This window comes from Aeromonas sp. FDAARGOS 1417 (assembly GCF_019046985.1).
Lineage (GTDB): Bacteria > Pseudomonadota > Gammaproteobacteria > Enterobacterales > Aeromonadaceae > Aeromonas > Aeromonas veronii.
The window spans coordinates 3393034-3412329 of the sequence record NZ_CP077221.1; the positions used below are offsets into that span (position 1 = coordinate 3393034).

The following is a 19296-nucleotide window of genomic DNA, read 5'->3' on the forward strand; positions in this document are numbered from 1 at the left end:
ATCGCTGGATTTTGAGAGGCGGATCAAGTAAAAGAGGGGCCGTTTCTGGCTTGGCCCCCATAGTCAGAGTATTCTGAATAACAATGATCTTCCGGATCTTCGCTAGATCCAGTGAACCTTCTGATTTATAAGCAGTCTATTAAAGCTGAAGCATTTATACGGGTGTGGCCCCTCTGCCTTGCTCGTCAGACTTGGCAAGCATGTGAAGGTTGCGAGCTCCGCAACAATGGACTTAGCATGCTACTTTTCGGGGGTCCTTCATTGTGACCCCCTTTTTTTGACTGTTCATTCATGATTCATCCTGCAGGCTTAAGATAAGCCGGTCTAAAACTGGGCATGTTCTTTGATACACGCCGCAGAATGGCATCCGGTCAGTAGACAGACCCTCTCAGGGTGTTAGACTGATTCGATTGAAAAGTAAGAGGTAACAGATGGGAACTTCATTGCAGCGCACTATGGCTCTGATTCCGCAAGGTAGTCTGGAAGGCTATATCCAGGCAGTAAACTCTATTCCTGTGCTGAGCGCAGAGGAAGAGCGTGAACTGGCTGAGCGTTTGCAGCAGGATGGCGATCTCGAGGCTGCTCGTCAGCTGGTTATGTCGCACCTGCGCTTTGTCGTTCATGTCGCCAAGAGTTATGCCGGTTACGGCTTGCCCCAGGCCGATCTGGTTCAGGAAGGCAATATCGGCCTGATGAAGGCGGTCAAGCGCTTCGACCCGACGGTCGGCGTGCGTCTGGTCTCCTTTGCCGTGCACTGGATCAAGGCCGAAATCCACGAATATGTCCTGCGCAACTGGCGCATGGTCAAGGTGGCGACCACCAAGGCCCAGCGCAAGCTCTTCTTCAACCTGCGCAAATCCAAAAAGCGTCTGGGCTGGCTGAACCACGAAGAGGTTCAGGCCGTGGCGGCCGATCTCGGCGTCTCTGCCGCTGACGTGACCGAGATGGAAGCGCGGATGGCCAACTACGATCAGGCGTTCGATCTGGTTGGTGATGATGATGAAGAAGAGGGCGGTTTCGCTCCGGTTCACTATCTGGAGGACAAATCCTCCGATCTGGCAGCGACCATCGAGAACGACAACTGGGACGATCACGCGACCCGTCGCCTGAGCTCTGCCCTCGCCACCCTGGATGAGCGCAGCCAACACATCATCCGCGCCCGCTGGCTCGATGATGACAGCAAGACCACTCTGCAGGAGCTGGCCGATACCTACGGCGTCTCTGCCGAGCGTGTGCGTCAGCTTGAGAAAAACGCACTCAAGAAGCTGAAAGATGCCATGGAAGCCTGATGCTTCCTCTCATAAAAACAGGGCCTGATGGCCCTGTTTTTGTTTCGCAAGGATCTGGTCGGCCTTGCTTTGGTTACCCTTGAGTGTGTTATGTTGCCGCCACTGCCACATTAGGGAGAGCAGAAGTGAAACTGTTGAACGACCTGTTTACCAACAACCGTGAGTGGGCCGAACGGATCAAAGCCGAAGATCCCAATTTCTTTGCCACTCTTTCTGCCCAGCAGGCCCCCGAATACCTCTGGATTGGTTGTTCCGACAGCCGGGTCCCCGCCAACCAGCTGATGGGCTTGCTGCCGGGGGATGTCTTCGTCCACCGCAACGTCGCCAATCTGGTGGTGCATACCGATTTCAACTGCCTCTCCGTGCTGCAATACGCGGTAGAAGTGCTCAAGGTGAAGCACATCATCGTCTGCGGTCACTATGGTTGCGGCGGCGTCAAGGCCGCGATGCAGAACCAGGAGTTGGGTCTCATCGACAACTGGCTGCGCAACATCAAGGATGTCTACTTCAAATATGGTGAAGAGCTCGAGGCTATCGAGGATGAGCATGAGCGCTTCGACTACCTGTGCGAGCTGAACGTGGCCGAGCAGGTCGCCAACGTCTGCCACACCACCATCATCCAGAACGCCTGGCGCAAGGGGCAGGAGCTGGCGGTGCATGGCTGGATCTACGGGATTAAAGACGGTCTGCTGCACGATCTCGATCTCTGCATCAGCGGCCCGGATCAGATCCCTGACGTCTATCGCGCCTGGCCGGATATGCGTCCGCCCCACCGTCGGCGCTAGGGAGCTTCATGGTGGCGCCAGCTCTCTATCTGCAGATCAAGCAGCACATTCTGGACGGGATCCGCGAACGCCACTATCAGGCGGGGGACAGGATCCCGACCGAAGCTGCCCTGTGCGAGCAATTCACCGTGAGCCGGATGACGGTCAACCGGGCGCTGCGGGAACTGGTGGCTGAGGGGTGGCTGGTGCGTACCGCCGGTTCCGGCAGCTTTGTGGCGGACCGGCGTACCGAGTCACCGCTGCTGGCTATTCGCAATATTGCCGACGAGATCGCCGAGCGTGGCGGTGAGTACAGCGCCCGGGTGATCCGGCTACAGCGACTGGCCGCCGACGAGAAGGTGGCGGTACAACTGGGGCTGCGGGTTGGCGCCCCCATCTTTCACAGCCTGATCGTCCATCAGGCCGATGGCGAGCCGTTGCAGCTGGAGGAGCGCTTTGTCGATGCCGGGCGCCTGCCGGGCTATGGCGAGCAGGATTTTACCCAACAGACTCCCAACCGTTATCTGATGGATGTCTGCCCCCTCTCGGAGATGGAGCACGTGGTGGAAGCCGTGCTGCCGAGCGCCGGTGAGGCGGGATTGTTGCAGATCCGCGTAGATTCCCCCTGCCTGTTGTTGCACCGGCGTACCTGGTCGGAGGGGCATCTGGTCTCCTATGCCCGTTTGCTCTCCCCCGGTTCCCGCTACAAGCTAAGCTCCAAGACTCAGTTGGAGTGAATGTATATACAACTCGATGTTGCAAAGCCCACCTCTTGGTGGGCTTTTTTGTGCTTAAACTCTAAGTTTGATGCTGTTATCAGGATGTGAATTTCGCTCTTCCTTTCGTCATAGAGATCGACTATAAGAATATGTATATACATTTGAGGTCGCTATGAACAAGGAACTGTTGAACTGCGAGCGGGTCTGGCTCAACGTGACGCCCGCTACCCTGAATGATGAGCTGGCCGACTACGGCCTGCTGCCGCTCCACGCCATCGGCGTGAAGGATGGCAAGATCCACGCGCTGGTGCCGATGGCCGAACTGAAGGGGTCGTATCCCGCTCACTGGCAGGATATGCAGGGCAAGCTGGTCACCCCCGGCCTTATCGATTGTCACACCCATCTGGTCTTCGCCGGCAGCCGTGCCGAGGAGTTCGAGCTGCGCCAGCAGGGGGTGCCCTATGCGGAGATCGCCCGTCGGGGCGGTGGCATCATCAGCACGGTGCGTGCGACCCGTGCCGCCAGCGAAGAGCTGCTGTTCGAGCTGGCGTTGCCGAGGGTGAAATCCCTGATCCGCGAAGGGGTCACCACGGTGGAGATCAAGTCCGGCTATGGCCTGACGCTGGATGATGAACTCAAGATGCTGCGGGTGGCCCGTCGACTGGGAGAGGCGTTGCCGATCCGGGTCAAGACCACTCTGCTGGCGGCCCATGCGGTGCCGCCGGAGTATCGCGACGATCCCGACAGCTGGGTCGAGACCATCTGTCAGGAGATCATCCCGGCCGCCGCCGAGGCGGGTCTGGCCGATGCGGTAGATGTCTTCTGCGAGCACATCGGCTTTTCGCTGGCCCAGACCGAGCAGGTCTATCTGGCGGCGGATCAATACGGCCTGCCGGTGAAGGGGCATATGGATCAGCTCTCCAATCTCGGTGGCAGCACACTCGCTGCCAACTTTGGCGCCCTCTCGGTGGACCATCTGGAGTATCTGGATCCGGAAGGGATCCTGGCGCTGGCCCACCGTGGCGTGGTCGCCACCCTGCTGCCCACCGCCTTCTACTTCCTCAAAGAGACCAAACTGCCGCCGGTCGCCGCGCTGCGCAAGGCGGGGGTGGCGATGGCGGTCTCCTCCGACATCAACCCGGGCACGGCCCCCGTCGTCTCGCTGCGGATGGCCATGAACATGGCCTGTACCCTGTTTGGCCTGACTCCGCTGGAGGCCATGCTCGGGGTGACCCGTCACGCCGCTAAAGCGCTCGGCGAGCAGGATCGCCTTGGCCAGCTCAAGGCGGGCATGGCGGCTGATTTCCTGATCTGGCACTGCGCCCATCCGGCCGAGCTGAGCTACATGGTCGGCGTCGATCAGCTGGCAGGCCGCATCTTCAACGGCGAGGAGACTCTCCATGGATAAGTTCAACCCGGTCGATATGTCGCTCTGGCAGGGACGACAGGATCCGGAAGATGGCGAACTGGCCCTGCGCTGGCATGACAAAGTTCTGCCTTGGCATGAGGCGCAGCCCTGGGCTGCCGGGGCACAAGACTCTGCCGGTGTAGTACTGCTCGGTTTTGCCTGCGATGAAGGGGTGCGCCGCAACAAGGGGCGTGTCGGCGCCGCCGGTGCGCCGCAAGCGGTGCGCAAGCTGCTGGCCAACACTGCCTGGCACCTGAATCGCCCCGTCTACGATGGCGGGGATGTGAGTTGCCCCGATGATGATCTCGACGCTGCCCACGGCCGTCTGGCCGAGCAGGTCGCCGCTGCGCTCGATCTGGGCCACTTCCCGCTGGTGCTGGGGGGCGGTCACGAGGTGGCCTTCGGCAGCTGGAGCGGCCTCAACTTGCATCTGGCGGGTCAGGGGCGAGTCGGTATTATCAATTTTGACGCCCACTTCGACCTGCGCATGAAACAGGAGCAGGCGAGCTCCGGCACCCCCTTCTTCCAGATCGCCGAGCAGTGCGCCGCTCAGGGCTCGCCGTTTCACTACGCCTGCCTCGGGGTAGCCGAGACCGCCAATACCCAAGCCCTGTTTGCCCGTGCCAAGGCGCTGGGTGTGTGGCATGTGCTGGACGAGGCGATGACCCAGACCGAGCTGCCAGCCTTGCTAAGCGGACTGGACGCCTTTATCGCCCAGTGCGATCACCTCTATTTGACCATCGATCTCGACGTGCTGCCCGGCGCCGTTATGCCGGGAGTGAGTGCCCCCGCCGCTCGCGGCGTGGAGCTGGCGGTGATCGAACCGCTGATCGCTCATATCCGGGCCAGCGGCAAGCTCAGGCTCGCTGATCTGGCCGAGTACAACCCGACGCTGGATCAGGATAACCGCAGCGCCCGCGTGGCCGCGCGACTGGTTCATCTGTTGACCCGTTAACCCTTTGGCCGCATATCACCGAAGGCACCCTATTGATACAACAAGGAGTGTGTATGTCTGTGCAACAGCAGGATCCCCGTCATGATCCGAACAGCGTGATCCGTGCCCCGCGCGGCACTGAACTGACCGCCAAGAGCTGGCTCACCGAGGCGCCGCTGCGGATGCTGATGAACAACCTGGATCCCGAGGTGGCCGAGCATCCCCAGTCGCTGGTGGTCTATGGCGGCATCGGTCGCGCTGCCCGCAACTGGGCCTGCTTCGACAAGATCGTCGAGGTGCTGACCCGGCTCGAGGAGGATCAGACCCTGCTGGTGCAATCCGGCAAGCCGGTCGGGGTGTTCCAGACCCACAAGGATGCACCGCGGGTGCTGATTGCCAACTCCAACCTGGTCCCCCACTGGGCCAACTGGGAGCACTTCAACGAGCTCGATAAGAAGGGCCTGATGATGTACGGCCAGATGACTGCGGGTTCGTGGATCTACATCGGTACTCAGGGGATCGTGCAGGGCACTTACGAGACCTTCTTCGCGGTGGCCAATCAGCACTTCAACGGCGAACCCAAGGGGCGCTGGATCCTCACCGGTGGTCTCGGCGGCATGGGCGGTGCCCAGCCGCTGGCTGCGACCATGGCCGGCTTCTCGATGATCGCCGTGGAGTGCGACGAGACCCGCATCGATTTTCGCCTGCGCACCCGCTATGTGGACAAGAAGGCCCACAGCCTGGATGAGGCGCTGGCCATGATCGAAGAGGCCAAACAGAGCGGCACCGCCATCTCCGTCGGTCTGCTCGGCAACGCCGCCGACGTCTTCGCCGAGCTGGTGGCCCGCGGCATCACGCCTGACGTGGTAACCGACCAGACCTCCGCCCACGACCCAGTGCACGGCTACCTGCCACAGGGTTGGAGCGTGGCCCAGTGGCGCGAGCTGCAAAAGAGCGCACCTGACGAGGTCAAAGTGGCCGCCCGTCGCTCCATGGCCCGTCAGGTGGAGGCGATGCTGACCCTGCAAGAGCGCGGTGCGGCGACTCTGGATTACGGCAACAACATCCGTCAGATGGCGCTTGAGGAGGGGGTGAAAAATGCCTTCGACTTCCCCGGCTTCGTCCCCGCCTATATCCGCCCGCTGTTCTGCGAGGGGATTGGGCCGTTCCGCTGGGTGGCCCTCTCCGGCGATCCGGAAGATATCTACAAGACAGATCAGAAGGTGAAAGAGCTGATCCCCGACGATCCTCACCTGCATAACTGGCTCGACATGGCCCGCGAGCGCATCGCGTTTCAGGGGCTGCCGGCGCGGATCTGCTGGGTCGGGGTCAAGGATCGGGTACGCCTCGGTCTGGCCTTCAACGAGATGGTGAAAAACGGCGAGCTGAAAGCCCCCATCGTCATTGGCCGCGACCATCTGGATTCTGGCTCGGTGGCGAGCCCGAACCGCGAGACCGAGTCGATGATGGATGGCTCCGATGCCGTCTCCGACTGGCCGCTGCTCAACGCTCTGCTCAACACCGCTGGCGGCGCGACCTGGGTTTCGCTGCATCACGGCGGCGGGGTCGGCATGGGCTTCTCCCAGCACTCCGGCGTGGTGATCGTCTGTGACGGCTCCGATGACGCTGCCCGCCGCGTCGGTCGGGTGCTGCGCAACGATCCGGCCACCGGGGTGATGCGCCACGCGGATGCCGGCTACGAGATTGCCATCAACTGTGCCCATGAGGCGAAACTGGATCTGCCGATGATTGACGGCGCCAACGGTGTCAAAGGAAAGGTGTAACACCATGTTTGAATTGACTATTACTCCGGGCGAGCTGGATCTTGCCACCCTGCGCCGCGTCAGCCGCGAGCCGGTACATGTTTCACTGGATCCGGCCGCGCTGCCGGGGATCCACGCCTCCGCCGCCGTGGTTACCAAGGTGATCGAACAGAACCGGGTGGTGTATGGCATCAACACCGGTTTTGGCCTGCTGGCCAACACCCGCATTCCGGTGGAGCAGCTGGACGAGCTGCAGCGCTCCATCGTGCTTTCCCATGCGGCAGGGATTGGCGAGTACATGGATGACGCTACCGTGCGGCTGATGATGGTGCTCAAGCTCAACTCGCTGGCGCGCGGCTTCTCCGGCATCCGGCTGACGGTGCTTGAGGCCTTGATGACCCTTATCAACGCCGAAGTCTATCCGGTAGTCCCGAAGAAGGGATCCGTCGGTGCCTCCGGCGATCTGGCGCCGCTGGCTCATATGAGCTGCCTGCTGATCGGTGAAGGCAAGGCCCGCCACAAGGGCGAGCTGATCGACGCCGCTACTGCGCTGAAAATTGCCGGGCTCGAGCCTATCGCGCTGGCACCCAAAGAAGGATTGGCGCTGCTTAACGGCACCCAGGCCAGCACCGCCTTCGCGCTGGAAGGGCTGTTCCACGCCGAGGATCTGTTCGCCGGTGCCATCACCATAGGCGCCATGAGCGTGGAGGCTGCCCTTGGCAGCCGCCGGCCGTTCGATGCACGCATCCACGTGGTGCGTGGTCAGCGTGGCCAGATCGACGCGGCCGCCTGCTATCGCCACCTGCTGGTGGATGGCAGCGAGATCGGCATGTCCCATCACAACTGCGAGAAGGTGCAGGATCCCTACTCATTGCGCTGCCAGCCGCAAGTGATGGGCGCCTGCCTGACCCAGATCCGCCACGCTGCCGAGGTATTGGCGAGCGAGGCCAACGCGGTCTCCGACAATCCGCTGGTGTTTGCCGATGACGAGGAGATCCTCTCCGGTGGCAACTTCCACGCAGAACCGGTGGCCTTCGCCGCCGACAATCTGGCGCTGGCCATCGCCGAGATAGGTTCCCTCTCCGAGCGGCGCATGGCGCTGCTGATTGACTCTCGGATGTCCGGTCTGCCGGCGTTTTTGGTCAATAATGGCGGGGTCAACTCCGGCTTTATGATCGCTCAGGTCACCTCGGCTGCGCTCGCCTCCGAGAACAAGACCCTGGCTCATCCCGCCTCGGTGGATAGTCTGCCTACATCGGCCAATCAGGAGGATCACGTCTCCATGGCAACCTTCGCCGGCCGCCGGCTGGCGGATATGGCGGAAAATACCCGTGGCATTCTGGCAGTCGAACTGCTGGCGGCGGCGCAGGGGCTCGATTTCCGCGCGCCGCTGCGCAGTACCGAGCTGATCGAGCTGGCCAAGGGACGACTGCGGGCAGAGGTGAGCTTCTACGACAAGGACAGGTACTTCGCGCCGGATATCGAAGCTGCCGCCGCCCTGTTGGGACGTGCCAGCTACAACGACCTGATCCCGGCCGGGGTGCTGCCCAGCCTGTAAGCCTTGATCACCCTTCTCCCCTGGCGGGAGAAGGGTTGGGGATGAGGGGAAAGCCGCTTCACAGGCGCCGGTGACAGCCGGGAGCAGATAACAAAAGACCGCCCAATCGGGCGGTCTTGGCGTTTCTGACGTTGGTTGAAAGCGGTTATTCGTGTTCGAACATCAGGAACAGATAGACCACAAACAACACCAGATGGGTCGCACCATGGAGCACATTGGTGCGGCCGCTGCTGAAGGTCACTTTACAGACCATCAAGGTCGTGACCAGCAGCACCATATCGGCTGGGGAGAGGCCGAGGCGCACCTCCTGATCCAGCATGGAGCCGATAAAGAGCACCGCAGGCACGGTGAGAGCGATGGTGGCCAGCACCGAGCCGAAGTAGAGGTTCATTGCCCGCTGCAGCTGGTTGTTGAAGGCGGCCTTGATGGCGCCGACTGCTTCGGGAGCCAGCACGATGCAGGCGACGATAAAGCCGCCCAGTGCGGCGGGCGCGTCCATGACATGCACCCCGTAGTTGATGGGGATGGCCAGGGTCTTGGCCAGCAGGATCACCACCAGCAGGTAGGCGAGCAGCAGGATGGTGTGATAGACGTTGCTCTGCAGCGGGCCGTGGTGCTCCTCATAATCCTCGTGATCGCTGTCGACGAAGAAGTGGCTGTGGCTGCGGGTCTGGATCAGCAGAAAGACCCCGTAGAGCAAGATCGAGATGATGATCAGCATCCACGACATGGCGCGCGACATACTGCCGATTGCACCGCCCTCGGTGAAGTTGGGCAGCACCAGACAGAGCAGGGCCAGCGGGATGATGGCCACCAGATAAGATTTCACTCCGTCCAGATTGAAGCTCTGGGTGTGGTAGCGCCAGCCGCCAAACAGCAGGGTGAAGCCCACCAGACCGGTACTCACCAGCATCACTACCGCAAACATGGTATCGCGGGCCATGGTGGGGTTGGGCTCGCCGGTCAGCATCACCGAGGAGATCATCACCACCTCCAGCGAGATGACCGAGAGGGTGAGGATCAGGGTGCCGAAGGGCTCGCCCAGCTTGATGGCGAGGGCATCGGAGTGGCGCACCACCGAGAAGATGGCCCAGGTGACGATGGCCAGTAGTGCCGCTGAAACCGGAAGATAGATCCCGAGCGGAGTTGTCTCTGTCAGCAGGTCACTGCCCAGGGTCTTGAAAAAGAGCAGGGTCAGCAGGCCAACGGGCAGGGCAATCTCTTGCCGGATAACTGTCTTCATAGGCAATGGTTCTCTATTGGGGGTCTTGACGACCGGATGACATAAACAGGCTGCTCGGTTATCGGTTGCGCAATAACCGGCTCCTTATGATAAAGGTTGTTATCCGCGTCAGGGCAGATCATTTTGTTGCTGAATGTAAATAAGGGGTGGCAGGAGACGGTTTGATTTCACCATGGAGCCGGGCCCGGGTCTGCTGGGGGATTTACCCGCCTGATGGCCGGGCTGGGTTACGGCGCTACCGCCAGCATCAACCTGATGATGTCGAGCCGCTGGCCAAACCGTTTCACGGCCAAATCCTGCCATCTCTGTGTTAGCTGGCCTTCTGGTGTTGCAACTGCCACTCCCGTTGCCAGTGGGTCAGTATCTTCAGCGGCATGGGCTTGCCGAAGAAGTAGCCCTGGATCAGATAGACGCCGTGCTGGCTCAGATAGTCGACCTGCAGCTGGCTCTCGACCCCTTCGGCGATCATCTCCATGCCCGATTCCCGACCGAAGACGATGATGGCATCCAGCACGCTGCGCTTGAGGTCGTTGGTGCCTATGGTATCGACGAACATCTTGTCGATCTTGATCTGGCGGATCCCCAGGCTCTGCAGGTAGGCAAAGCCGCCGTAGCCGGTACCGAAATCATCCAGCTTGAAGTGATACCCCATCTGTTGCAGCAGGGTGATCTCCTCGGTGGCCGCCTTGATGTCGAGGATCGGCTTGCGCTCCGTCAGCTCGAAGGTGAGCCGTGCGGGTGAGGGGTTTTGGCTGTGAGCGAGCAGGGTGCGCAGCAGGGGCTGCTCGATATGGGCCGCCACCAGATTGACGCTGACCCACTGCTCTGGCGCCAGCTGCGGCAGGTCGGTGATCACCTGCTCCAGCAACTGTTCGGTCATCGGCAGGATCAGCCCCTGCTCCTCTGCATATTCGATAAAGGTGCCCGGAGGGATCAGCTCGTTTCCACGCTGCCAGCGCAGCAGCGCCTCGAATCCCACCACTTGGTGGGTACGGGCATCCACTATCGGCTGGTAGAGGGGAATAAATTCCTTGCGGATCAATCCTGTTTGCAGCAGTCCCTTGAGGGAGCGCCGATAGCTGCGCAGCAGCCAGTATGTGACGCTTAACAGGGCACCGAGCGCGATACCGAACCAGAGACCGTAGTGATTGAGTTGGTCATGGGCATATTGCTCCAGCGCTTTTCCCGCCCAGACCGTCTGTTTGGTGAGTTCATTGGGATCGAAGAAACTGAGGCTGATATTGCTCTCTTCCTGTTTGATCTCCTTGTCACCACGGGGGAAGTGGACTGTGCTTGCATCGGCATCCTGTCGGCTGAACTCCAGATAGAAGCAGTGGCTGCAGGGGTGTTGCAGCAGGTCGTGGCTCCAGCTGTTATCCAGCACCCAGTAGGCGAGGTTGTCACCGGATCGGTAAAAGGCCATCAGCTCCTGCTCGGTATTGTATTTGGCCACGGTGGCGGTGATCCCCAACTTGCCAAACTTCTGCCCGCTGTTCTGGAGCTCTTTGATCAGCGGGATCTCCACCCCCAGGCTGGAGCAGCTGTTACCGGAGGCGAGCTCCAGCCCTTGCAGGCGGATATGAGCGCTGTAGAAGCGCGGATCGCGCAGCAGCTCCATGTCTTTGGCGCCGCAGTTGAACTCAAATTGTGCCAGTTGTTTGTTGATGGCAGCATCCAGCTCCCGGTGGCGTACGGCCATGGCTCCCTTGAGTTCGGCAACCTTCTCTTCCAGCAGATGAAAGGCCATCGGCTTGGCAAACCACAGGCCGAGAAACTGGCTGCCCACGACAGGCAGGACGAACAGCAACAGAGCGATCCAGACGGGTGATTTACGCAAAGGAAGTACCTGCCAGTTTCATGAGACACAAATGGACTTTGCCATCATAGAGCATTAGTGCAATCAATTTGAGTCCGAGTTGTCACACTTGTTGATTGATTTTTTAACTGCATGATTTTAAATGTGTTTATTATTAACTTTGGCTAGATTCAATCGCTGACCTGTCATAAATGACAATTGCTCAGCTTATCCGAACTGCATTAGAGTAGCCCTGCGGTTTGACTCACCGTGTGTTCAATACTCCTGTATCTGTTTTTTGTCAGTAGCACAGAGTGTTAGTTTTGATATGAGTGTTCCTTTTGGTCCCCTTTGAGGGACCATTTTTCTGTCTGTCATCCCGCCCTGTCCCGCATCTGTAGCCCGTCATCCTTGGTATTCTCCCTCTGCTTTGGGTTATGCTTGCCCGCTTAAATTGCAGAAGCGGGATCTTCATCCATAGCTGTGGCCCGATCGCCGCTGCTACCATGAGGCGACATGGATGATGCTGGGCATACGGAAAGGCGCATGAAACTCACTACACAGCTTGTCTCATTTATCACCCTTTGCGTGATCGCAGCCATGGCGACCGTGCTGATTGGCGGGGTGTTCAGCTTTCGCGAGCTGGGCATGGAGTTGCAGCAAAAGAAGGTCGATGCGCTGGTCGAAGTGATCGACAAGCAGCTCGATGTTGCTCACGACATGGAAGATATGAGCCACTGGCTGCCTACCCTGCTGCGGGCTGCCCATGTGGTGGAGCTGGAGGTACGCCAGAATAACCAGCGGGTCTACTGGTTCCGCGATGTGCGCAATCCGGTCGACGAACAGCTGCTGGTGCCATACAGCCACCCGCTGCCCCATCAGGCCGGCATGCAGGCCAACTTCAAACTGGAGCGCCCCTTCAAGGAGGCGGAATACTCCATCAAGGCAATGTCCGGCATCTCGCTGGGCATCTTTATCGTGGTGTTCGGTCTCTGGTACTCCATCCGCTGGCTGCGCCAGCAGCTGCGCGGGGCCGAGCTGCTGGGCATTCGTGCCCAGCTGATCCTCGATGACAAACTCTCCAAACTGAGTCATGACCCCGCCGAAGAGTGGCCGGTGGCCGCCAGTCAGGCCCTCGATCATCTGCTCGCCGAGCTGGCGGATGCCCGCAAGGAGCGCAGCCGCTTCGACAACTTCATTCGAAGCAACGCCTTCGTCGACAAGATGACCGGCATCGGCAACCGGCTGTTTTTCGACAACCGGCTGGAGAGCGCCATCATGGAGGCGAGCGTGATGAGCGGCGGCGTGCTGCTGATCGATCTCGCCTGTCTGGAGGAGCTGGAGGCCGATCAGTTCGAGTTGCTGGGGCACGATTTGATGATGGAGGCGAGCGCCACCATAGGTGCCTTCGTGCGCAAGCATAACGGCGCCCTGCAGGCCCGCTACGCCGGTCAGGTTTTTGCGGTGTTGCTGCCCAATATGTCCGAGAGCGAGATGGTGGATAGCGCCAGCCAGCTGCTCAAGAGCCTGCAACGGCTGCATTGGCCGCAGGAGGTCAACCCCGAGACGGCGGTCTATCTCGGCGCCGTCTGTTATCAGGCACAAGACAGCCTGCTCAAGGTGCAGGAGGAGGCTGAGCTTGCCCTCAAGAGCGCTCGTCTGCAGGGGCACAACGGCTGGTTCCTCTACGAGAAGCAGCTGGATGAAGAGCAGAGCAGCAAGGGCACGGTACGCTGGCGCACCCTGATCAGCCGCCGTCTCGAAGAGCACGGCATCGAATTTTACACCCAGCCGATCCAGCAGGATCGGGGGCAGGTGGTGCTGCAGCAGGAGTTGCTCACCTATCTGCACGACGAGCAGGGGCGTGCCCTGCAGGCGGGTATTTTCATGCCGATGGCGGAGAAGGTGGGCTTGTTGCTGCAACTGGATCGGTTGGTGGCGGAGCGCACTCTCGCCCTGCTGCGCCAGCGCTCCGAGCAGAGCTGCCCCATCAGCCTGACCCTCAGTGCCCAGAGCCTGCTAAACCGCGAGTTCCAGCGCTGGCTCTTCTTCGCCCTGTTCCAGCTGCCGCGTAGCACCAACGAGCGGTTGATCCTGCAACTCTCGGAATCCCAGGTGACCCGCCACTTCGAGGCGCTCAAGCGGCCGCTGCGCTCCCTGCGGATGCTGGGCTGCCAGCTGGCCATCGATCATGCCGGTCAGGATGTGGTGAGCACCCAGTACATCAAGGAGTTCGAGATCAACTTCCTCAAGCTGCACCCCAGTCTGGTGCGGGAGATCCATGCCCGTCAGGTCAACCAGATGGCGGTACGCAGTCTGGTAGGCGGCTGCGCCAATACCCGTACCCGGGTGCTGGCAGTGGGGGTGGAGAGTGGCGACGAGTGGAAGATGCTGCGCCACCTCGGGGTGCATGCCGGGCAGGGCCCCTGGTTTGCCGAGCCCCAGCGGCTGGTGCTGGAACCGGCTGGTGATTGAGATAAACAACAGAGGGTCGCCTTGGGGCGACCCTCTGTTGTTTGCGATGCTGTTTGCGGTTGCCGTCAGGCGGGGCTCACAGTCGCCCCTGCTCCCGCAGACCGGCGAGCCCTTGCATGCCGCCAGTGTGGATAAAGACGATTTTGCTGCCGGGGGCGATACGGCCCGCCGCCAGTTCGCGAAACAGACCCCACATCGCCTTGCCGCTGTAGATAGGCTCAAGGGGCAGATCGGTCGTGGCGCTGAAATTCTGCACCCACTGCCAGAGGTCCGGGCTGAACTTGGCATAGCCACCATCGTGGTGATCGAGCGCGATGCGCCAGCCGGGGATATTGGCAGCCGCGGGATGGAGGCGACACACCTCGTCAGCGATAAAGCCGCCACCTTTCAGTACCGCAATGGCGAGGATCTGCTCCCGATCCCGTTTGCCGGCGATCAGGCCCGCCAGAGTGCCGCCGCTGGCGCAGGGCAGTACCCAGAGATCCGGCGAGAAGGGCACCTCGCCGACCAGTTCCGCCACCCCGGGGATGGCCAGCGGGCTGCTCCCCCCTTCCGGCACGATCAGGGTATCGGGTGCATCGAATTGGGCCAGCCAGTCGGGATCCTGCCGTCGCCGGTAACTCTGGCGGTCGACAAAAACGAGATCCATGCCCCAGTGCCGGGCATCCCGCAGGGTAGAGTTACTGACGGCGTCATATTCGCCCCGTATGATACCGGTAGTACGAAGACCAGATTGGCACCCCGCTGCCGCCAGCGCGTGGATATGATTGGAGTAGGCGCCGCCAAACGAGAGCAGATGCTGTTTGTCGTGCTCTTTTGCATGCAGCAGGTGGTACTTGAGCTTGCGCCACTTGTTGCCGGAGATGGCCGGATGGATCAGATCATCCCGCTTGCACCACAGCTCGACACCATAGCGGGTCAGCAACGGATGGTGGAGGCGTTGCAAGGGGGAAGGGAGGATGGCTTGACCCTCTGACTCGGCGGAAAGGCTGGCTTGCAATGGTGAGTCCGTCTTTTAATCTGGAGGCTAATCTGCTGTTTATGTTAATATTTCATACATTTAATCACTATTGATGGGCGGGCTTACATGAAACAACTGTTCAGACGGTCGACGCCAAGCCGCCAAGTCGGGCTCTTGCTGGCCAATGACAGGATCATGCTGGCTGCGGTGGGCAATCCCCCCGTCTTCGCGACGCGCACCATCAACGGCCCACAGGAGTGGGCAGTGGCCATGAACGAGCTGTTCAGCCGTCATGGGCTGGCCAAGTCTACGGTGCGGGTGGCCCTCGCCGCCAGCCTTTATCAACAGATCCAGATCGACAAGCCTGCCGTGCCTGACGCCGAGATGGCGGGGGCGCTCCCCTGGGCCATCAAGGACTATGTCAGCGAACCCGTGCTGCAACTGGCGATGGATTATGTGGACTTGCCCACCCCGCCTGCCGGTCGCCCGCGCATCAATGTGATCTGCCTGCCCAAGAGCCGGGTGCAACAGCTGGCCGATGCCATCAACGGCATCGCGACCCTGCAATCCATCATCAGCGACGAATTGGCGCTGACCTCTCTCTATGACGCGGATGACACGGTGCGCATGCTGCTGTGGCAGCCCAAGGGGCAGGATCTGCAACTGCTGGTCTTCCATCAGGGCGGGCTCTGCTTCTCCCGCCAGCTGCGCGGTTTTACCAGCCTGACTGGCGAGCATGAGCCGGATAGCATGCTGCTCGATTCACTGGCGCTGGAGATCCAGCGCTCCCTCGACTATCTGGCGGGCCAGCTGAAATTGCCCGAGCTGGGGCAGATGCAGTTTGCCGTCGCCTCGCCCTTTATCGGTACCCTAGTGCGCCACATGGAGCAGACCTTCGGCTTTGCCGTCTCCGCCATGGCCAACAAGGCGATCCTGGCTGGCGTCGAATACCTCTCGGCCTACGCAGCCGCCATCGGGGAGGATGCGTGATGAAACGTCAGATAAACCTCTATGGCGCCGAGTTTCGCCCCAAGCGGCAGTGGGCCAGCCTCAATCAGATGGCGCTGGTATGGGGCTTTGCGCTGCTGCTGATCCTGTTGACGGGGGTTGGTTACAGCTGGCAACAGCAGCAGGTCAGCCGGGCGCTGGCGCAGCGCTCTGCCGAGCTGGAACTCAAGCGCAGCGAGGCGCAGCGGCTCGATGCCGAGTTGGCGCGCCATCAGGCGGATCCCCGGCTGCAACAGCAACTGGTCAACACGCAGGATGAGCTGACGGCCAAGCAGGGGCTGATGCGCCAATTGGGCAGCCTGACCCTGCAAAAATCCCAGGGCTATGCCAGCGTGATGGCGGATCTCTCCCGCATTCGCAACAGCAACCTCTCGTTGCAGCGCATCGAGATCAACGAAGGGCGGATCAACCTCTCCGGCTTTGCCGGACGCAGTCAGGATGTGCCGGCCTGGGTCAACCGCTTCAAGCAGACCCCGAGTCTGGTGGGCAAGGAGTTTGGTGAACTGACCCTTGGCCGTGACAAGGAGGGCCGTCTGACCTTCCAGTTGAGCGGCATTGCGCGGGAGAAACCCTGATGAACCTGAAAGCACAGTGGCAGGCATGGGGCCAGCGTATCGCCCTGTTGAGCCAGCGGGAGCGGGTGTTGATCCTGCTGACTGGTCTGGTACTGCTGGGCGCGGCTGGCATTTACGGCTGGATCGATGGTGCAGATACCCGTCTGCAACAGGATCGCATGGCCCTGAGCGCCGCCGAGCGCGACCTCGAGATCATGGAGCTGGAAAACCTCGGCAAGCAGGCCCGGCTCAAGCGGGATCCCAATCAGGGAGTTCGTGACCAGCTGGCGCAGGTCGAGGCGGATCTGGCCCGGATCGACGATGAGCTGAAGGCACAGACCGTCGATCTGATCCCGGCGCACGAGATGCCGCTGGTGCTGGAGGCGCTGCTCTCCCGTTCCGCCAACCTTCACATGCTGGCGCTCAGTTCGCTGGAGCCGACCCCGCTGATGGCGGGGGAGCAGAAGGTCAATCTCTACAAGCATGGTATCCGGCTTCAGCTTGAAGGCGGCTATTTCGATGTGTATCAATATCTTAAAGCGCTGGAAGCCTTGCCGCGCCACTTCTACTGGAAGCAGTTCGACTATCAGGTCAAAGCCTATCCCGGCGCGGTGGTGGAGATGGAGATCTACACCCTGAGTACCAGCAAGGAGTTTATCCGTGGCTAGAGTGTTTGCGTTGTGCTGTTGCCTGTTCAGCTTGCTGGTACAGGCGGAGCAGGTCGAGGTATTGCAGGATCCAACCGCGCCACTGGCGGATGTGGCGGTTGGCACCCGTGCAACTGGCGAGAGCAGTGCCGGTTTGCCGAAGCTGCAGAGTGTCGTGCTGGGCAATGGCCCGGCACTGGCGGTACTCAATGGCAAGAGTTATCGGGTCGGACAACAGGTGGACGGCTATACGCTGGTGGCCATCAATGCCGATGCCGTGGTGCTGGAAAAGGCGGGAAAACGCCATGCGGTAACACTGTTTGCCAGCAAGATCCGGGTTTGAGTCGTGCTTGCCTCTCGAGAGGTGAATCGGCTTTATCGAGTTTAATTGCAAGTCAGGGTGCCCTAATTACATGAAAAAACACCGTCTCTGTCTGATCACCGTGGCCATGATGGCTGCAGGCTGTACCACGTATCAGCACCCCGAGCCGACCCAGGCCAAGGATGCCCTCAAACAGGCCATGAACGAACAGCAGAAACAGGCTGCCCCTCTGACCGCGTTGCCCAAATCGGTGCAAAGTGAATTGCTGCAGTTGAACCGGCCGCAGATACCGGTCGGCATGCCGGAGAAGCGGCTGCGTATCGCGGCTCACGACGTGGAGGCGGTGGAGTTTTTCGGTTCCCTGTTCAAGGGCTCCCGCTACAGCGTGGCGGTGCACCCCGGGGTGGCCGGGCTGGTCTCCGTCGAGCTCAAGGATGTGACTCTGCCGGAGGTGCTGGCTGTGGTGGGCGATATGTACGGCTTCGACGTGCAGCGCAAGGGCAATGTCTTCCATATCTATCCGGCGGGTCTGCGTACCGAAACCATCCCGGTCAACTATCTGATGATGTCCCGTCGTGGCCTCTCCCGCACCTCGGTCAGCACCGGCGGGGTGACGGCCAATGACAGCAATAACAGCAGCGACAGCAGTTTTGACAGTGCGTCGAACAACAACAGCGGCAGCAACAGCTCAACCAGCAACAACTCGAGCGGTGACAACAACAACGGCACCCGTATCGAAACCGACACCAACAGCGACTACTGGACTGATCTGCGCGACTCTCTGCAGACCCTGATTGGCACGGGTGACGGTCGCGCGGTGATCACCAGCCCGCAGGCAGGTCTGGTCACCATTCGCGCCTACCCGAAAGAGCTCAAGGCGGTGCGTGAATTCCTGACCCAGTCCGAGAGTCACCTCAAGCGGCAGGTGGTGCTGGAGGCGCGGATCATCGAAGTTGCTCTCAATGAAGGGTATGAGCAGGGGGTGGACTGGAGCGGTCTTTCTGCCAGCTGGGATGGCAACAAGGGGATTACCGGTGGGCAGTCGCTTGCCAATACTCAGCTGCCTAGCACCCCCAACCAGATCTTCAGTGCGCTGGGGGGCGGCGCCGGTTTCAAGATCTCTGACGGCAACTTCAATGTGGCGGTCAACCTGCTCAAGACCCAGGGCGATGTGAATACCCTCTCCAGTCCCCGTGTCACCGCAACCAACAACCAGAAGGCGGTGATCAAGGTGGGGACGGACGAGTATTACGTCACCAATGCGTCCACCACTATTACCACTACCTCGACGGGCACAGACAAGACACCTAACGTGGAGCTGACCCCCTTCTTCTCCGGTATCGCACTGGACGTAACGCCGCAGATCGATGAAGAGGGGAAGGTGCTGCTGCATATTCATCCCTCGGTTATCGATACCGAAGAGCAAAACAAGGTGATCGACATGGGTACCTCGGGTGGCAAGTTGCAACTGCCGCTCGCCAAGAGCTCGATCCGCGAATCCGATACCGTGGTGCAGGCCAATAACGGTGACATCATCGTTATCGGCGGCCTGATGAAGACCGACAAGCAGGAGATCGTCAGCAAGGTGCCGCTGCTGGGGGATATTCCCTGGGTGGGTGAAGCCTTTACCAACCGCCGCGAGAGCACCAAGAAGGTGGAGCTGGTGATCATGCTCAAACCGACCGTGGTGGAGAAAGATACCTGGCAAAACGAGCTGCAACGCTCCTCCGAGCTGCTCGACAAGTGGTATCCGGCCAAGGGCTGACCCATGACACTAGATGCGGTCATCCTTATCCCGAACGGCCTGTGCGGCCTTGCCAGCACAGGCTGCTTGCTTGCCGTGGCAGGTGAGGTCT

At 60.5% G+C, this 19296-nt stretch carries 16 protein-coding genes; 13 read left to right on the forward strand and 3 right to left on the reverse strand.

What is annotated here, in order from left to right; translation table 11 throughout:
* The first annotated feature begins 431 nt into the window (after window positions 1–431).
* The 7 genes from rpoH (at window position 432) to hutH (ending at window position 8435) form a co-directional block, all read left to right on the forward strand.
* Entirely contained in the window at window positions 432–1289 is an 858-nt protein-coding gene (gene rpoH, locus I6L47_RS15660) for an RNA polymerase sigma factor RpoH (protein WP_216947816.1), read from the forward strand.
* Window positions 1290–1414: 125 nt separating this feature from the next.
* Window positions 1415–2074, forward strand: a complete 660-nt coding sequence (can, locus tag I6L47_RS15665) for a carbonate dehydratase (RefSeq protein WP_042076162.1) — start codon at window positions 1415–1417, stop codon at window positions 2072–2074.
* Between the two features lie 11 nt (window positions 2075–2085).
* Window positions 2086–2790 (forward strand): histidine utilization repressor, encoded by a 705-nt coding sequence (hutC, locus tag I6L47_RS15670; protein WP_041202413.1) that lies wholly within the window; start codon window positions 2086–2088, stop codon window positions 2788–2790.
* 154 nt (window positions 2791–2944) lie between these two features.
* Entirely contained in the window at window positions 2945–4180 is a 1236-nt protein-coding gene (hutI, locus tag I6L47_RS15675; protein WP_254204754.1) for an imidazolonepropionase, read from the forward strand.
* Window positions 4173–5135, forward strand: coding sequence for a formimidoylglutamase (hutG, locus tag I6L47_RS15680; RefSeq protein ID WP_216947817.1), 963 nt, complete (start codon window positions 4173–4175; stop codon window positions 5133–5135). Before hutI ends, hutG begins: the two co-directional genes overlap by 8 nt.
* A 53-nt stretch (window positions 5136–5188) precedes the next feature.
* A complete protein-coding gene (gene hutU / locus I6L47_RS15685; protein ID WP_216947818.1) occupies window positions 5189–6898 on the forward strand; it encodes a urocanate hydratase in 1710 nt (569 codons plus the stop codon).
* Between the two features lie 4 nt (window positions 6899–6902).
* Window positions 6903–8435, forward strand: a complete 1533-nt coding sequence (gene hutH / locus I6L47_RS15690) for a histidine ammonia-lyase (protein WP_216947819.1) — start codon at window positions 6903–6905, stop codon at window positions 8433–8435.
* Window positions 8436–8580: 145 nt separating this feature from the next.
* Here the strand turns inward: hutH and I6L47_RS15695 are convergent, their stop codons facing one another.
* Together I6L47_RS15695 and I6L47_RS15700 are read right to left on the reverse strand one after the other, a co-directional pair.
* Entirely contained in the window at window positions 8581–9678 is a 1098-nt protein-coding gene (locus tag I6L47_RS15695) for a calcium:proton antiporter (protein ID WP_005340008.1), read from the reverse strand.
* Window positions 9679–9988: 310 nt separating this feature from the next.
* Window positions 9989–11515 (reverse strand): EAL domain-containing protein, encoded by a 1527-nt coding sequence (locus tag I6L47_RS15700; RefSeq protein ID WP_216947820.1) that lies wholly within the window; start codon window positions 11513–11515, stop codon window positions 9989–9991.
* A gap of 504 nt (window positions 11516–12019) precedes the next feature.
* Between I6L47_RS15700 and I6L47_RS15705 the strand changes: the two genes are divergently transcribed.
* The gene (locus I6L47_RS15705; RefSeq protein WP_047434652.1) at window positions 12020–13948 is read left to right on the forward strand and encodes an EAL domain-containing protein; all 1929 of its coding nucleotides are present in this window, start codon (window positions 12020–12022) and stop codon (window positions 13946–13948) included.
* Between the two features lie 76 nt (window positions 13949–14024).
* On the opposite strand, the gene I6L47_RS15710 is transcribed toward I6L47_RS15705, so the two are convergent.
* Window positions 14025–14948 (reverse strand): 1-aminocyclopropane-1-carboxylate deaminase/D-cysteine desulfhydrase, encoded by a 924-nt coding sequence (locus tag I6L47_RS15710; protein WP_216947821.1) that lies wholly within the window; start codon window positions 14946–14948, stop codon window positions 14025–14027.
* 87 nt (window positions 14949–15035) lie between these two features.
* On the opposite strand from I6L47_RS15710, the gene I6L47_RS15715 reads away from it, so the two are divergent.
* The 5 genes from I6L47_RS15715 to mshL all read left to right on the forward strand — a co-directional run bounded on the left by I6L47_RS15715 (window position 15036) and on the right by mshL (window position 19205).
* Window positions 15036–15899, forward strand: coding sequence for a hypothetical protein (locus I6L47_RS15715; RefSeq protein ID WP_040069497.1), 864 nt, complete (start codon window positions 15036–15038; stop codon window positions 15897–15899).
* Window positions 15899–16492: a PilN domain-containing protein gene (locus I6L47_RS15720; RefSeq protein ID WP_069555191.1), complete on the forward strand. Its 594-nt coding sequence runs from the start codon at window positions 15899–15901 to the stop codon at window positions 16490–16492. Before I6L47_RS15715 ends, I6L47_RS15720 begins: the two co-directional genes overlap by 1 nt.
* Window positions 16492–17139: an MSHA biogenesis protein MshJ gene (locus tag I6L47_RS15725; protein ID WP_216947823.1), complete on the forward strand. Its 648-nt coding sequence runs from the start codon at window positions 16492–16494 to the stop codon at window positions 17137–17139. The genes I6L47_RS15720 and I6L47_RS15725 overlap by 1 nt, the downstream gene beginning before the upstream one ends.
* Window positions 17132–17461, forward strand: a complete 330-nt coding sequence (locus I6L47_RS15730; RefSeq protein ID WP_216947824.1) for an MSHA biogenesis protein MshK — start codon at window positions 17132–17134, stop codon at window positions 17459–17461. Before I6L47_RS15725 ends, I6L47_RS15730 begins: the two co-directional genes overlap by 8 nt.
* Window positions 17462–17531: 70 nt before the next feature.
* Window positions 17532–19205, forward strand: coding sequence for a pilus (MSHA type) biogenesis protein MshL (mshL, locus tag I6L47_RS15735; protein ID WP_216947825.1), 1674 nt, complete (start codon window positions 17532–17534; stop codon window positions 19203–19205).
* The last annotated feature ends 91 nt before the right edge of the window (window positions 19206–19296 follow it).

Excerpts from the sequence above, each read along its gene's own strand:
- I6L47_RS15705 (WP_047434652.1), top strand. The coding sequence starts at position 12,020 with ATGAAACTCACTACACAGCTTGTCTCATTTATCACCCTTTGCGTGATC.
- mshL (WP_216947825.1), top strand. The coding sequence starts at position 17,532 with ATGAAAAAACACCGTCTCTGTCTGATCACCGTGGCCATGATGGCTGCA.
- I6L47_RS15720 (WP_069555191.1), top strand. The coding sequence starts at position 15,899 with ATGAAACGTCAGATAAACCTCTATGGCGCCGAGTTTCGCCCCAAGCGG.
- I6L47_RS15715 (WP_040069497.1), top strand. The coding sequence starts at position 15,036 with ATGAAACAACTGTTCAGACGGTCGACGCCAAGCCGCCAAGTCGGGCTC.
- I6L47_RS15725 (WP_216947823.1), top strand. The coding sequence starts at position 16,492 with ATGAACCTGAAAGCACAGTGGCAGGCATGGGGCCAGCGTATCGCCCTG.
- hutG (WP_216947817.1), top strand. The coding sequence starts at position 4,173 with ATGGATAAGTTCAACCCGGTCGATATGTCGCTCTGGCAGGGACGACAG.
- rpoH (WP_216947816.1), top strand. The coding sequence starts at position 432 with ATGGGAACTTCATTGCAGCGCACTATGGCTCTGATTCCGCAAGGTAGT.
- hutI (WP_254204754.1), top strand. The coding sequence starts at position 2,945 with ATGAACAAGGAACTGTTGAACTGCGAGCGGGTCTGGCTCAACGTGACG.
- I6L47_RS15695 (WP_005340008.1), bottom strand. The coding sequence starts at position 9,678 with ATGAAGACAGTTATCCGGCAAGAGATTGCCCTGCCCGTTGGCCTGCTG.
- hutU (WP_216947818.1), top strand. The coding sequence starts at position 5,189 with ATGTCTGTGCAACAGCAGGATCCCCGTCATGATCCGAACAGCGTGATC.
- hutH (WP_216947819.1), top strand. The coding sequence starts at position 6,903 with ATGTTTGAATTGACTATTACTCCGGGCGAGCTGGATCTTGCCACCCTG.